This is a genomic window from Agrobacterium sp. Azo12 (assembly GCF_029193765.2).
Classification (GTDB): domain Bacteria; phylum Pseudomonadota; class Alphaproteobacteria; order Rhizobiales; family Rhizobiaceae; genus Agrobacterium.
The window spans coordinates 1,053,639-1,067,983 of sequence record NZ_JARFYO020000002.1 but is presented as its reverse complement, the minus strand read 5'-3'; the positions used below and the strand labels follow the sequence as shown (position 1 = coordinate 1,067,983).

Annotated in this window: 6 protein-coding genes; all 6 read left to right on the top strand. The window is 51.2% G+C overall.

The window, feature by feature from the left end; all coding sequences use genetic code 11:
* Positions 1–133: 133 nt before the first annotated feature.
* Positions 134–664 carry an invasion associated locus B family protein gene (locus tag PYL13_RS21255; protein ID WP_275642247.1) on the top strand — a complete coding sequence of 177 codons (531 nt, stop codon included), beginning with the start codon at positions 134–136 and terminating at the stop codon, positions 662–664.
* Positions 661–2,685 carry a filamentous hemagglutinin N-terminal domain-containing protein gene (locus PYL13_RS21250; protein ID WP_275642246.1) on the top strand — a complete coding sequence of 675 codons (2,025 nt, stop codon included), beginning with the start codon at positions 661–663 and terminating at the stop codon, positions 2,683–2,685. The genes PYL13_RS21255 and PYL13_RS21250 overlap by 4 nt, the downstream gene beginning before the upstream one ends.
* Positions 2,682–4,448 carry a ShlB/FhaC/HecB family hemolysin secretion/activation protein gene (locus PYL13_RS21245; protein ID WP_275642245.1) on the top strand — a complete coding sequence of 589 codons (1,767 nt, stop codon included), beginning with the start codon at positions 2,682–2,684 and terminating at the stop codon, positions 4,446–4,448. Before PYL13_RS21250 ends, PYL13_RS21245 begins: the two co-directional genes overlap by 4 nt.
* Positions 4,448–5,302: a tetratricopeptide repeat protein gene (locus PYL13_RS21240; RefSeq protein WP_275642244.1), complete on the top strand. Its 855-nt coding sequence runs from the start codon at positions 4,448–4,450 to the stop codon at positions 5,300–5,302. Before PYL13_RS21245 ends, PYL13_RS21240 begins: the two co-directional genes overlap by 1 nt.
* Before the next feature lie 128 nt (positions 5,303–5,430).
* Positions 5,431–13,446, top strand: coding sequence for a two-partner secretion domain-containing protein (locus PYL13_RS21235; protein WP_275642243.1), 8,016 nt, complete (start codon positions 5,431–5,433; stop codon positions 13,444–13,446).
* A 30-nt stretch (positions 13,447–13,476) separates the two neighbouring features.
* Positions 13,477–14,331: a hypothetical protein gene (locus PYL13_RS21230; RefSeq protein ID WP_275642242.1), complete on the top strand. Its 855-nt coding sequence runs from the start codon at positions 13,477–13,479 to the stop codon at positions 14,329–14,331.
* Positions 14,332–14,345 lie beyond the last annotated feature (14 nt).

Here is a 14,345-nt window from a genome sequence, read left to right as displayed (position 1 = left end):
CTTCCCCTTCTAGTAAGCCGCGCTTCTAAGGCCGTATGTAATGGCTGAGGTGTCCTGTGAGGATGAGTAGCTGATATCAGTTACTTCGAAGCATCTATATCAATACAATCTATAGATGTTTTGTGCGGAAGCTATGGTTCTTGCAGCTGAAATTCTTTCCGTGTCTTCAAAGACGCGTCAAATACTACTTCTGATCTTGGTGGTTGGGCTAAGTGTACTAACACTCAGGCCAGCTTCTGCGGAGGTTTTCCAGGACTGGGAATTAGTGTGCAATTCTCAAAACTCTGATGCCCCGTGCCGTCTGCAGCAGGCTCAGGCGGTCAATGGAGGAAAGGACGTTGTATTCCTTTTCAACGTCATCTCCCAAGGAAAAGCCAACGTAGGATTAATTTCTACGCCTCTGGAGGTGTATCTTCCGGCTGGCATTTCCCTACGTGTCGATAAGGGTAAGACACGCCAGGCTGCGTTCGAGACATGCAATTTATCAGGCTGCCATGCTGGATTTCAGTTGGATGCGCAACTTCTGTCGGCGCTGAAAAGTGGCGCGGTCCTTACCGCGACATTGATGGATACAAAATCTACGAAAATTGATGTTGCCGTATCTCTCAAGGGATTTTCTGCAGGTTTGAATGCTTTGTCAGAGCAAAAGGCAAAGCAGCCATGAGTGCAAGGCTTCAGCACCTCAGTACGTTGAAAACTGCATGCAGCGTAATGGTGATTACGCTGGCGGTCCCGTCTGTAGCCTTGGCACAAGCCATCATTGATGGTGGAACTGCTACTACCATAACGACCAACCCGGGTGGACACCAAACGGTTTCAATTGCGCAGCCGAATTCCTCGGGCGTAAGTCTGAATACATATACGCAGTTTTCAGTTGGTGCTGCAGGCTTAGATTTAGACAATCGAACTGCGGTTGCTACTACCATCGTCAATGAGGTCACCTCATCGAGGATTTCCGAGTTAAATGGGCGACTAGAAGTGCTCGGTGCCCGAGCCCATGTCATCATCGCAAACCCCAATGGGATATCCGTTGATGGTGGAAGCTTTGAGAACGTTGGCGGGGTAGTCCTTGCAACCGGCCGTTCAAGCATCGTTTCCCATCAGATCGCTCCTGGAACAATATCTCAAAATGTCGTGCTGGACACTGCTGAAGGACGCATTGACGTGTCGGGGCTAGGTCTATCCGGAGCGATGACGACGCTTCAGCTATACGCTGGGAGTATTCGAATTGATGGACCTGTCACGAACAATTCTGAGAATTCGCGCTCCGATATCCGGCTTGTGGCAGGATCAAGTCGTGTAGAATTTGATAGCCGTGTTTTGCCAAGCTCCGATGTTGAAAATTGGGGAACACGGCATGCCGTGACGACCACCCCCGATGCGTCGGTTGCTGTCGAGATTACCCAACGTGGGTCGTTGAAAGCCAACACAGTACGAATTGAAACCACAGCACAAGGAGCAGGCGTTAGCCACGCGGGCAATACCTATGCCTCACTTGGTGACTTCAGTCTCGACAGTAGTGGACGGATTTCGGTAACAGGCTCTGTAAAGGCATTTCGAAATGCTACGGTCACTGGTTCAGAGATCGAGGTGAGGTCTAACCCTGGCCAAACCCAGACAAAACTTGAGGCCGTAAACGGGGCGCTCACTCTCCTTGCTTCCACAGGAGACATCGTCAACACCGGTGCGTTGCTCTCGGGCAGCCAACGCGCAGCAACCAACACAGCTTCAAAGGGTGGTGTCACTCTACAAGCTGCAGGGTCGGTTCGGCTTTTGACCGAAAGCGCCGAACAGTTAGCCATCGTCTTTTCGTCGCAGGATGATCTCGATGTTCAAGCTGGCGGCAACATCGAGAATAACACAGGCAGATTGCTATCGAATGCCAAAACCAGTTTGGTTGCCGGTGGCGCAATCGAAAATACGGTTGATGTATTGCCTGGTAGTGACGGTATTCGTGAATGGACGTCCACCACCCAGGGTAAGAGACTGTGGTACACCCTTTGGCAGAAGCGTGAGACCGTTCTCAAGAAGGAAATAGATTACGGACGAGAGCGTCTCGTCGGTCAGCAGGCCTACATCGTCGGGTCCAATGTCCATCTTGTGGCTGGAGCCGACCTAATAAATCGTGGCGTCATTAACGCAAACGATGGTGGCGTCGAGATCGCTGCCGACAGAGTGACGATTGAAACTCTCAAAACAGGAAGTCTCGATTACACCCGTGTATGCAGACTAACGTGCACAGCATTTGGAACATCTGCCATTGGAACGACTGGTGGACAGATTAATGCTACCAAGGATGTCAGTGTTGTTGCCGCAACGAGCATTATGAACCAAGGCCAGATCGTTGGTTACGGTGACATCCATCTAAGCGCTCCGAAAGTCAGCATTGAGGGCGTCAGGACAGCAACCGTATTCACGCGTCCGGGTGGTGTCTATAATTTCTGGAGTGGTCCCTACGCATGGATTGGTGAGGGAGATTCTGGAGGTTTGGTAAGCGCTCCTCTTGGTTCCCTCCATATCGATGCCTTTGAACCAGTTAAACTCAAGGCTGGTGTTTTAAGCGCTCGAAATGGCACTGCTGTACCGAACGGCATAATGGAGATGGTCGCTCCACAAACTGGTGTGAAGCTCTGGCAGTCACCTATCGGGCTGTTCCGACCTTTTGTACCTGGAGAGAGCCGATGATCAGTGCTTCTCCAAGGCATCTTTGCATTCAAGCAACTTTCGCAAGCGCTCTGATGTTGACTGCAGCTTTTCCAGTTTCTGCGAGTACACTTTACATCCCGACAAGCAACCACCCGGACGACGCTGCCACATCGTGTTTTGAAGTGAAAACCATTAAAATTGATGGGTTTCAGGACGTTGCTAAAGAAAACCAGATTGAAGGAATCGTGAAGCCAATCGCTTTGGCATGCCAAGACAATGAAAGTGTTTCTGCCATTTTGAAGGCGGTGAATGGTTTCTTGTCTGAGCGTGGTTATGTGACGACACAAGCATGGCTTCCAGAACAAAACATCGCGGAAAGCCGAGAGCTTCTTGTCCAGATTGTACCGGGACGTATTGATCGAGTTGAATATGTTGAAGTCCGAGCTGATCAGCAAGGAAGGTTGAGTAAACTTTTCCGGGGCAAGACAGCGAGGGCGGAGCGGATAAAATCTCCAGAGACTGTGCTGGGCCGCATAAGCGCGTGGTTTGAATCTCTCGACGACGATCTCGACAACTTCACAATACTTGGGCCGAATGTTCGTATCGCTGTCGCAAAAACCGTGAAACCTGGCGACATCCTTACCATGGATGAGGTCCAGAATACCGTCGACAGCCTCAACCGGGTCCCCTCGAACAAAGCAAAAGCTGAACTGAAGCCGGGAGAGAAACCTGCAACATCCACAGTGGTAATCCAAAATACCATCAAGGATACCTTCCGACTTTACGCGGGCTATGACACTGAAAACGTCCAAGGTTTCGATCAGTTACGCTTCGGTCTGACCTTGGAAAAAGACAACCTTTTGGGCGTAAACGAAACCTGGCGTGCGACAGCAAAGACGGGTCTGTACAGCAATGAGTTAAGTGGGGCGTTTGCCATTCCTATCGGAAACCTGAATTTCCGATTGAATGGTACATGGTCAGATTCACTCGTGAACTTGTCCGATCTTGCAGAATTCTATTCAACAACGCGTACTTTTAGTGCGGGGGGCGACTGGACCCTCAGCGCAGCAAAAGATCACAAGCTTATCGCCGATTTTGATCTGCAGCGACGTGAGTTGCTTAGATACATAAATGGCACGCCTTTAACGCCTCAGGTTTTGGCACAAATCCGTTTGGGGTTATCGTACAGCCAATATTTCGGCAACTCATCGATTAGCGGACGGGCTGGCGGTAGCTTTGGACTAAATGCGTTCGGAGCCAATGAAGATTTTTCTGACCCTACAGGCACAGTGCCTCGTGCACAGTTTTCGAAATTTGAAGGGTCACTGTCGGCTGAGCATGTCATTCCGAACATTGCGTCACTCAATAGTGTCTTGTCGGGTCAGTTCACAAACGATGTTTTGTATTCCGATGATCAATTGACTTTAGGGTCGAGAAGTTCTGTTCGCGGCTATTCGGGCGGAAACTCGAAAGTCGACAGTGGCGCAATCTGGCGTAACGAAGTTGGCTTTGCCCTTTCTTCCTTTCCATTGCCATCGAAAGAAGATCATCCGGTTTGGTTGCGCGATCTGACCTCCCGTACAAACCTGTACGTCTTTGGCGATCTTGGCGCTGGCTATGACAACGCCAACAAGCGCACCCCGTACAGGATTTCTGCAGGGGCAGGCGTTCGCTACGCTGCTTCCCGCCTTTCATTTGACGTCGGTTACGGGTTCCGGCTCGCGGAAGACCGTACCGCATCAATCGTCATGTCGCCGGATAGAGGCGAACTATTTTTCAACCTACGTTTCAAGGCACTCTGATGAATACACATGCTTCCTCACTCAAAAAAATGAAACGTGCTCTGTCTACCGGTCTGGGTGCGCTTGCCGTGACCTTCGTGTTGTCTGGAAACGCGCTGGCTGAAGATGAGGTTTCACAAGGTAGGGCTTTCCTTGAGAAGCAAGAATTCACGCAAGCTGCAGCAACCTTTGCGAAGGGCTTCGATGCGGGGAACGGTGAAGCCGGGTTCTATCTCGCGCGTATGGTGGAACTGGGCGTCGGCTTCCCGGCCGATACGAACAAGGCGAGAATTCTATATCTGGCATCCGCAGAGAAAGGTTCTGCTTCAGCATTGAACCGGCTTGGACTGATGCATCTGCGTGGGGAAAATGTTCGCCAGGACTACGTCGCGGCTGCTGAACTGATCTGCAAGTCTGCCGACCTCGGCAACCAGGAAGGCCAGTTCAATTGTGCTGGCCTGGAACTGGATGGCACAGGGTTGAAACAGGACCCGGCTGCTGCACTCAACAACTACAAGAAAGCTGCTTTAACCGGCCACGTCGGCGCGAAAAATATGTTGGCGGTCATGACCCGGCAGGGCACGGGCACACCTGCAAACGCAGAACATGCCTTCAAACTGTTCGAAGAAATCGGCGCTTATGGAAATCCAGTGGCCCTCTTTAATCTCGGCGAAATGCTTGAGAGCGGTGAGGGCACGGCAGCTGATCCGGTAAAGGCTCATCTCTACTTCAATCTTGCCAACGAACGGGGCCATCCATCGGCCGGAACGGCGCTTGAGACGATTACCGCAGAAATGTCCAAGGAACAGATTGAAGAAGCTCAAACGCTGGCCCGCGACTGGAAACCTGCCAGCAATGAGCAGAATTCTCAGTGAGGCAGGATGGAAGAAGCGGCCCCTGATTTCCTCAAACACATCCAAAAATAATAACGCGTCGCGGGTGTTGGCCTCTTGAAACGAGGCCAACCAAATCGAATTTTCGAGTTCATGTAAGGTTTTGAGTTATGTCACTCGTCAAACAAAGTCAGAATGTTAGCTCTTTCCGCTCCGGCGTTATGACTAAAATGACAAATCGTTTCTTTGGGCGGTTTGCATCTTCAGTGACGCTGGTGAGCTTCGTCTTCACCACATTGTTTGGCAGCCTTGCACCCGCCTATGCTCAAACAATTGTCGATCCAACCGCACCCATAACATTCCAGCCTTCCATCTCGAATTCGGCGAATGGAACTCCAACGGTCAACATTGTGACGCCGGGATCAAATGGCGTCAGTCATAACAAGTTCCGTGAGTACAACGTCGACACGAGCGGCATCATCCTCAACAATTCCTCCCTTGGTGGTCAAAGTATCATCGGAGGAACAGTTTCAGGTAATCCGAACCTCGTCGGTGGAAATAGCGCCAAAGTCATTATCAACGAAGTGAACGGTGTGAACGCATCGCGTCTAGCCGGTCCGACGGAGGTATTTGGTAGCAAAGCTGACATCATTGTCGCCAATCCAAATGGGGTTGGTTGCGTAGGATGTACATTTATCAATGCGGCTGGCGTAACCCTGTCGGGTTCTACGCCTCAAGTCGATCCCGTGTCCGGTGCAGTTACACTCGCTAACCCGACAGGAGATGTCACAGTTTCCGGCTCTGGAATTAGTGCTCCTCAAGGAAAGATGCTGGAGGCAGTAACGCTGACTGGCCGCACTGTATCCCTTGATGGCGCGGTTAAAGCTTCCGGTAAAGTTACACTTGCTGCAGGGCAGACGACATACGACGTAAATTCAGGCGTTCTGACGGCTTCAGGATTTGGAACTGGTGTTTCAGCGCCAGGGCAGGCGATAACGTCCACAAGTGCGGGTGTTGTGTCAGCAGGTTCAATTGGCATCCTGTCCTCCGACGTAGGGATGGGCGTCCAACTTAAAGGAAGCTTGCAGGCTCTCGCTGGAAATGGCACCGGCAAAATCTCGATCAAGTCTGCTGGCTCCATTGACCTGACCTCCGCAGAATCCTCCGGTGACATCGAGTTTGATGCAAACGATGATCTTGAGCTTAGGCGCGATTTTACTGCCGGTGGTAAAATCACCATTACGGCCAGAAGTGCCAAATTCCTGGCATCATCGGGGCTCACTGCTGGTGGCGATCTCTCAATCGTAACTCGGGACGATATCGCCGCAGCAGGTCAGGTAAAATCGGGCGGCGACATCAATGTTGAAGCCGATGGCACGAGCACCCTTTCCGGGCTGATCGCAGCACGGGATGCATTGTCTATATCGGCTGGCACCATCACGACCGACATGTTGGGGCTTACTGGCTCCGAAGTGTCGATCATGGGGAAGACAGTAGATTTAAGAGATACCTGGCTCACCTCGGATAGTGAAACGCTTGTTAGTGGCGACGATGTCTTCCTACGTGAAGGCACGGCCCTAAGCGACACCAAAACGAACATTCAAGCGAACAACACACTTACGCTTGGAACTGTGATCGACAAGAAGCTTTATCCTTCGCTGGCTCTCGCATTTCACAACCTTCACATCACAGAGACCGGCGTCTTTGCAGATGATAATGTCGCCCTTAACGTTGCAGGCCAGCTGACAAACGATGGTGTCGTTCTCGGCCGCGACAAATCGGAAATCACCGCAGGTTCGTTTGCAAACACCTCTTCGGGTGTTGTTCAAAGTGCTGGGCCATTAGAACTCAACATCACCGGAAGTCTTCAGAACCTGGGTTCAATTCTTTCGTCGTCTACACTGAATATAATTGCGGAGGATTCACTCTCCAACTCCGGCACTATCAAAGCAGCAACAGACGCGTCGGTAGTCGCTACAACAGCCGTCGAGAACACGTCCAGCGGACTGATTGAAACTGGCGGTGATTTGGACATTAAATCGTCCGGTAAAGTCGCAAATGCTGGCGCTTTCGCAAGCAGCAAAACGCTTACAATCCAAGCCCAATCCTATGAAGGTTCTTCACAGCTTTCGAGCGTAATCGCTGAAAATCTAGCGCTTATTGTCACCGGCGATGTCCTGAACCATGGGCTTCTCGGCGCTATTGATGAAGTCAAAATCACAGCCGGTGCAGGTGTTACGAATGCCCAGAACGGGATTATAACCGCACAAGAGATTGACGCTGCCGTTCAAGGTGATCTTTCGAACCTTGGTAAGTTGGTCTCATCGTCCACATTGAACATTGTGGTCGGCGGGGTTCTTAGCAACAAAGGACTTGCTCGTGCGGCTGATGGGTTTTCACTCAATGCAAACGTGTTGTCCCAACAGGGACAATTGGTTTCCGGTAATCGTCTGGCTGTTGACGTAAATGCTCTAGAGGCGACAGCTGAAAGCCAAACTGTTGCACGTAAACTCGACCTCATCTTAGCTGGGGACTTTTCCAACAACGGCATTCTCGAAGCGACCGATGAGCTTTCCCTCAAGATTTCTGGGAACCTCGTTAATCAGGAACTTGGTCAGATAAACAGCCGCCAAGTCGCACTTGATATACAAGGCAACCTGCGAAACCTTGGCGATATTCTTTCAAATGGGGCGATGGACGTCGTCATCACAGGGATTCTGAGCAACAGCGGAACTGTCGCGGCTCTTGAAGACCTGTCTCTTGTCGTTGGTAAGCTGGAAAACGATGGAGACGATGCACGTATCCATACGTCTGGGAACCTCACGGTAAAAGCTGAAAATCTCACCAACAGCTTCGGTGAAATCGTTGCTGCCAAAAACGGTACGATCCACGTCGACAACTTATTGGCCAACCTTTCAGGCCGGATCGAAACAGGTGGAAAGCTCGAACTCAAAGCGACATCCATTACCAACGATGCCGTCGCGGGAAGTGAAGGCGATGTCACGCGTGTTGAGAAGCTCGGTGTCGCAACTGTCGCCTATATTCTCAATCGGCCTAGCAGCTACAATACGGTCCACCAAGCCTATCAGGATGAGTTCTCAGGTGACATCGTCACGCAAAAATACGGAACCATTCGCTCGGGCGAGGACCTCGACATCGAGGCAGACAATCTAAGTAACACAGAGGGAAGGATTCTCTCTGCGGCTAACCTTTCAATCAAGGCCGATAGCCTTCGCAACGACGCTAAAACCTATGCACTCAACCACTACCGGAACGTCTGGGGGTCTGAACAGGTTTGGACGCAGCCATTCTACGCACCCACAGACATTGGTTGGTCCACCCACCAGTTCAAAGCATCAGCGTTCCGCGACCCCTCGCTCCTGTCACGGGCGCAGAGTGGCGATATCACAATTATCATTTCGAAGGGTGCGGCTCCCGTCTCGAAGACCTATAACGGTAAAGAGAAGTACAGAAAACGTCTGAACGAACACGCTCATTTTGAGACTTTCGAGTATGTCGACGCAGCACAACTCCTCAATCTCGAAGTGCTGGGTATCGACCCAGATAACATTCCCGATACCATTGTTATCGGCACGCGTTTCACGACACTCGGCGAATATTACTACACCAAGCAGAGCAAACAGCTGGTTGGAAAGACAACAGTCTCTCTCGGCTCGGTGATCAACGCCAAGGCTGTCCTGGACATTGATGTCGCAACGGTTTCCAACGTTGGTACCATGTCTGGTGATACGGTCACCATCGACGCTGGTACATTGCAGAATGGACTGCCTGCAATTGCGGCAATCGACGGTGCGGCGGTCGTCAATTCATCCGGCAATACTCGTCCTATAAATATCGTCCTGGACGACGTTATCGTTCCTCCTCTGAAATTTACGGAGGAGCCTGTTCTTCCAAGCATTCCAGTCAATCGTTCTGATTTCGGCAAGTTGGAGGAGCTAACGGGTTCGACCGAGGCCGCCACTTTGTTGGCTGGCGTATCCGTGCTTGGACAGCAGCTTTCTATTTTCTCCGACCCTCAGAAAGAGGCAACAGCGTTTGCGGACGCAATGGCACGGGCGAAGGGCAACTCACTTGTCACCACAAGTCAGGCCCCCGAGGATATTCGCTCTGAACTTTATAATAACGCATTGGAGTTCTCGAAGAAGACCGGTGCGTCCTATGGTACGTCTCTGACAGAGGCGCAGCGTGCGGCTCTTGATAAGCCACTGGCTTGGTACGAAACTCGTATCGTTGACGGCCAGCAGGTCCTTGTTCCCGTAGTTTATTTACCTGCTAAGGATGACCTGCTTCGGGGAAGTCGTGGTCCAGGCCTAATCGAAGGCAACGACCTTATCGTAAAGGTCAAAGACACTCTCACCAATACGGGCTCGTTGGTCGCGAAGGATATTGCAAGCATTTCGGCCAAGGAGATCGTGAACGAACGGCTCGCTGACCTGGAGGCCAAACGTCGGGGAGACACAGAGTTTGGCGGTACCTACGGTGGCGTGCTTGGTAGAAACGACAGCGGTCTTATCTCTGCGGGTTCGCTGTTCGTACAAACCGACGGTTCCTTCACCAACAGCGGAGGCAAGCTTACATCCGCCGGTCAAATGGACCTCAACATTGGCGGCGACTTTGTCAATGAAACGTTGAAGGTCAGCCGAGCAGTTGATTTCCTTGACGGTTGCGAAGGTAAGGGTTGCGGAACGCAACGCACTGCATGGAGCGTTGGCGAGATTGCCGCTGGCGAAGATTTAACCCTCGTCGCTGGTGGGCAATTGCTCAATATCGGTGGTCGTATCGGCGCGGGAGAGGATGCACTTCTAGCAGCAGCAGGCGATATCCGTATGGAAACACTGCAGGATTCTTTCCTGCAGAAAGACGTCAAAGCTAGAGGACGGTTCTCAAAGAGCCACATCATTGAGCATGTGATTACCACGCAAGAGGCTGAGGTTCAGTCGCTCACCGGCAATCTCTCGATCCTTGCAGGATACTCTATCTGTGATGGCGGCAAACTGTGCGCCTCTGGAAACCCTCACGCGGACGCCATTCTTAATGGTGCGGTCATTTCTGCCTATGAAGATGTGACCATCGCTGCGGCAGGCGACGTATCGCTGGGAGCTGTCACCAAGTCAGTCGACAACAAGCTCAAGCAAAGCGGTTTTGCAGGCCTTTCCTGGAGTAAGGTCAAGCAAAACTGGAACACAGTAGATACGCGCACCACCAGAATTGTTGGTGAAAACGTCACCGTAAAAGCTGGCGGCGATATCAGTGGTATCGGTACCAAAATCGCGGCAACCAACGACCTTCTCATCCTGTCAGATGGTACGATCAGCTTCAAGGCAGCCCAGAGTGACAAATACTTTACGGAGAAGGGCTTCTCTATTGGGCTGTCGTTCCCTGGTTCTGCAGGTATCGATGCCGCCCTGCGCGGTGCCAGTGGCAAGGAAATTCTGCAGGGTCTAGCTTCCGTTAATTCCTTTACGGAGACACTTGCCCGTGTCTCCCAATCGGAGAACGGCATCGCCGCAGCACTTGCCTCCGCATATGTCACCGTTGGCGGTTTGAATGGCCTGAAATCTGGACCGGATGCACTTAAAAGGCTGATTGACCCGACCGGCAAGTTCAGCGTGAACGGTGAAGTTACCGCTGGGTCCGTTGCATCAAGCATCAGCATCAATATCAGCAAATGGAAAACCGAGCGTCATTGGTCTGACAGCAATAGTTCACAGCTTGCTGCAGGAAACGATGTGATCATGAAGGCTGGCCTCGATGCTATCCTTGGTGACGGTACTCAGCTGATTGCAGGTGGCGACGCAAACGTCTTTGCTCAGCGTGACATTGTTCTGGCTGCGCTTGAGGACTACGTCAGCACGCGTTCGAAATCCTTCAGCCTCTCGATCAAGCCATTTGCGCTCGAAGCAGGGTTCAACGTCGGAAATACAAAAGGCAACGACCTACGTTACACCAACGCGGCCATCGAGGCTGCTGGCATTGTAAATATTCAGTCAGGTCGTGACGTCACGCTGACTGGTGGCAACATCATTGGAAAGAGTGTCCTTGCGGACATCGGTCGTGATCTGAATATCACAAGTTTGCACGACACCAGCATCTATCGCGAAAAGAACTTCGGCGCATCGATCAGTTTCTCACCGGCAGGTATTGGAGGTTCGGTCAGTGCCAGCAAAACAACCGGTGACTTTGCCAATGTCTACACTCAAAGCGGTATCATCGCTGGAAAAGATGGCTTTGATATCGATGTTGCAGGCACGGTTGACCTAACAGGCGGTCTAATTGTCTCATCTGCCTCGGAAGATAAAAATACGCTTTCTGCGACAGAACTGAGATACCGTGATCTTCAGAATGTTTCGAAGTCTAAAACGCAAGGCGGAGGGATCAGTTTATCGCCCGGAGGTCTTCCGACACCAATCGTTGATCGGCCGACAGAAGAGAACGCGTCTGGCACTGCTCGTGCGACAGTCTCACCGGCGACCTTGGATTTAAGGACGCAACAGCAGGAGTTGGCTTCCCTTAATAGGGATGTGACGCGCGCCAATGAACAAGTGCCGATTTTCGATATTGAGGCACTAAAGCAGCGCCAACGAGATGCTGCGATCATCAGCCAAGCGCTAAACCTTGCCGTGGGCGATATCGCTATGGAACTCGGCTGGGACGAAGGCAGCGTTGGTAAAGTATTCGCCCACGGCGTCGTCGGCGCTGTGGTGGGAGCGATATCTGGTGGTGATATCGCACTGGGAGCACTCTCAGCTGTGGCCCAGGAAATAATTGGCGACATCATCCGTTCTGAACTTGCTAAAAACCCCAACCTGACTGACGCGCAACGAGCCACTCTTGGCCAATGGGCCGCTGTCGCTGTTGGAGCCGCTATCGGAGGTGCTCAAGGTGCTGCAACTGCACTAGATGCCGAGAAACACAATTATCTCACTCATGAGCAACTGAAGAAAGCTCAAGCTGCAAATCGCAGGTTGAGAGATTGCAACAACGACAACGAATGCTCAGCCGAGGCACTGGCAGAGGCTGCCAGCGAAGTGGCTTACTATCAGAAGCTTTCGCAAAAAAACACGCAGGACCTGATAGCAGTCTGCTCAAAAGGCGTGAGTGCCGAATGCTCTCAGAGAATGAATGATTTACAGACATTTGTACTAGAGCTAGTTGAATACGCCACTGACCCGAACAGTGATAACGGGGCTTCTCCATATGTCTTTAGTGTCGGACCAACCTATCACGAACAAATCCTAGCTAGACATCTTAAGCAGGCTATTGATGGCGGGAAAACACCCCAGGCAGCGCTTGAAAGCGCGTTCGAAGAGATTCACCGAACTGCCGGTGGCTTAAATGCCTTTTTGAACACTCTAGGTGTCGTGGGTATGGCAGCGTGCGGTTCTGTTTCAGCAGGAGCGTGTGTTGCTCTTACAGCGGGTGCTATTGCGAGTGCAAATGAGCTGTATGGGAACGCCCAACAGGTCATTACCGGTAAAGAGGCCAAAAGTGCACTTATTCAGGGCCTTGTTGCCTCTGGCATGAGTGAAGCCGAGGCGGAAAAATATCAGTCCTACGTTGATACTGGCGTTCTCGTGATCACAGTCGCTGTCGTCGGTGGGGAAAAAATTTATCGCGTTGCTTCGCGCAGTAACTTGGCCGGTATCGGTAAACTCGATGGTTTTGAGTACAACGCCAAGACCGGAAAGACTATCGGTGGCGGTGGCGGTGGCGGTGGCGGTGGCGGTGGCGGTGGCGGTGGCGGAAATAACCTCTCCCTACAATATCACGCAAACGGAAAACCTATCGATTTTTACAGTGCCGATGGAACCGCAACGCATTGGCGCAATCCGCTAACAAATAAAATAGAACCTATTCCAGCCGACGTAGTATTTCATAAGGACCACATATACCCTAAATCTGGTATCACTCGTTTAGATGGTTTCTATGAACTCGATGCACAACAAAGAGCAAAGCTGTTTAATGATCCAAGAAACATACAGCCATTGGACGGAAGCATGAATTGCTCGAAAAGCAATTGCATAATGGACGGGACAAAGCCATGGCTGACCTACAAGGGACAACCTATTGATGCCAATTACCGAGATTGGCTTCGTAAGGCGCAGGCAGATTTAAGGGACATGTTCCAAATTCAGATAAATGAAATGATTAGCCAGAAAAAATAAGCCCGTTGCTTGGACTGAAGAGAGAATTATATGTCAATTTCTAAAGAAGCTTTCATCGACGTAAACGATCTCGTCGGCATATGGCAGAGAGCGGAAGATGTGCCGTCTGGGCTTCGTGAAATCATGTTGGTCGAGTGCAACAAGGATGATTATTTCACACCGTTGCACGATGGTAAGAAAAAGCTATTCGAAGGCTTATGTCGCTACCAACCCCGCACTGGTAAATTGTTGATGGATGCAGGCCCTTTGCTGCTTCGCGCCATCCATATGGAAAATTACCCAAAAGACTACACGGCCAAGTGGCTGTTGAACTTTGGCTTAGAGGTCAAGGGGCAAATGGTAATGGTTGAGCGCCTGTTTCACGGGAGAAACCTCAATGATCCTGAATACAAGAAACGCGATCCGATATCCTTAGAGTGGTCGTTGCCGACTGCTTTGCGAGAGGCTTATTACACGAATTTCAGCGGTATGAACCTGCCAGAATCTCCGGTGGTGTCTGTCTTCGGCCGATTTTTGCCGAAGAATATCAATAATTGGGCCCTCTGGGATCAGTATTTAGGGCAGTTCAGAGGCTACAAAAAAAAATACATTCCATGGCTGGAAGAGCGACTTCCACTCGTCAAACCATCCAAACCGTCGAAGTACGGCTACTTCGATTTCCGCTGCTTCCTGGAAAGCGTGCCGGATGAGAAAACCGGTGAAGTGGACTATCTCTGGGTGAAGAGTTTCCACGAGGATGGGACCGTTTACCACATCCGAGGAAAAGACGTAGAGAACATGCGCATCCTCACAGAACCCGCTGAAGCAGTCGACCGCTATTGCGAACATGTCCTGCTTCGTAAGCCAGGCAGTTTTGATTTCCTGGAGTTTACGTCCGAGTTGTAAGAGACAAACTGTAC

Excerpts from the sequence above, each read along its gene's own strand:
- PYL13_RS21255 (WP_275642247.1), top strand. The coding sequence starts at position 134 with ATGGTTCTTGCAGCTGAAATTCTTTCCGTGTCTTCAAAGACGCGTCAA.
- PYL13_RS21250 (WP_275642246.1), top strand. The coding sequence starts at position 661 with ATGAGTGCAAGGCTTCAGCACCTCAGTACGTTGAAAACTGCATGCAGC.
- PYL13_RS21245 (WP_275642245.1), top strand. The coding sequence starts at position 2,682 with ATGATCAGTGCTTCTCCAAGGCATCTTTGCATTCAAGCAACTTTCGCA.
- PYL13_RS21240 (WP_275642244.1), top strand. The coding sequence starts at position 4,448 with ATGAATACACATGCTTCCTCACTCAAAAAAATGAAACGTGCTCTGTCT.
- PYL13_RS21235 (WP_275642243.1), top strand. The coding sequence starts at position 5,431 with ATGTCACTCGTCAAACAAAGTCAGAATGTTAGCTCTTTCCGCTCCGGC.
- PYL13_RS21230 (WP_275642242.1), top strand. The coding sequence starts at position 13,477 with ATGTCAATTTCTAAAGAAGCTTTCATCGACGTAAACGATCTCGTCGGC.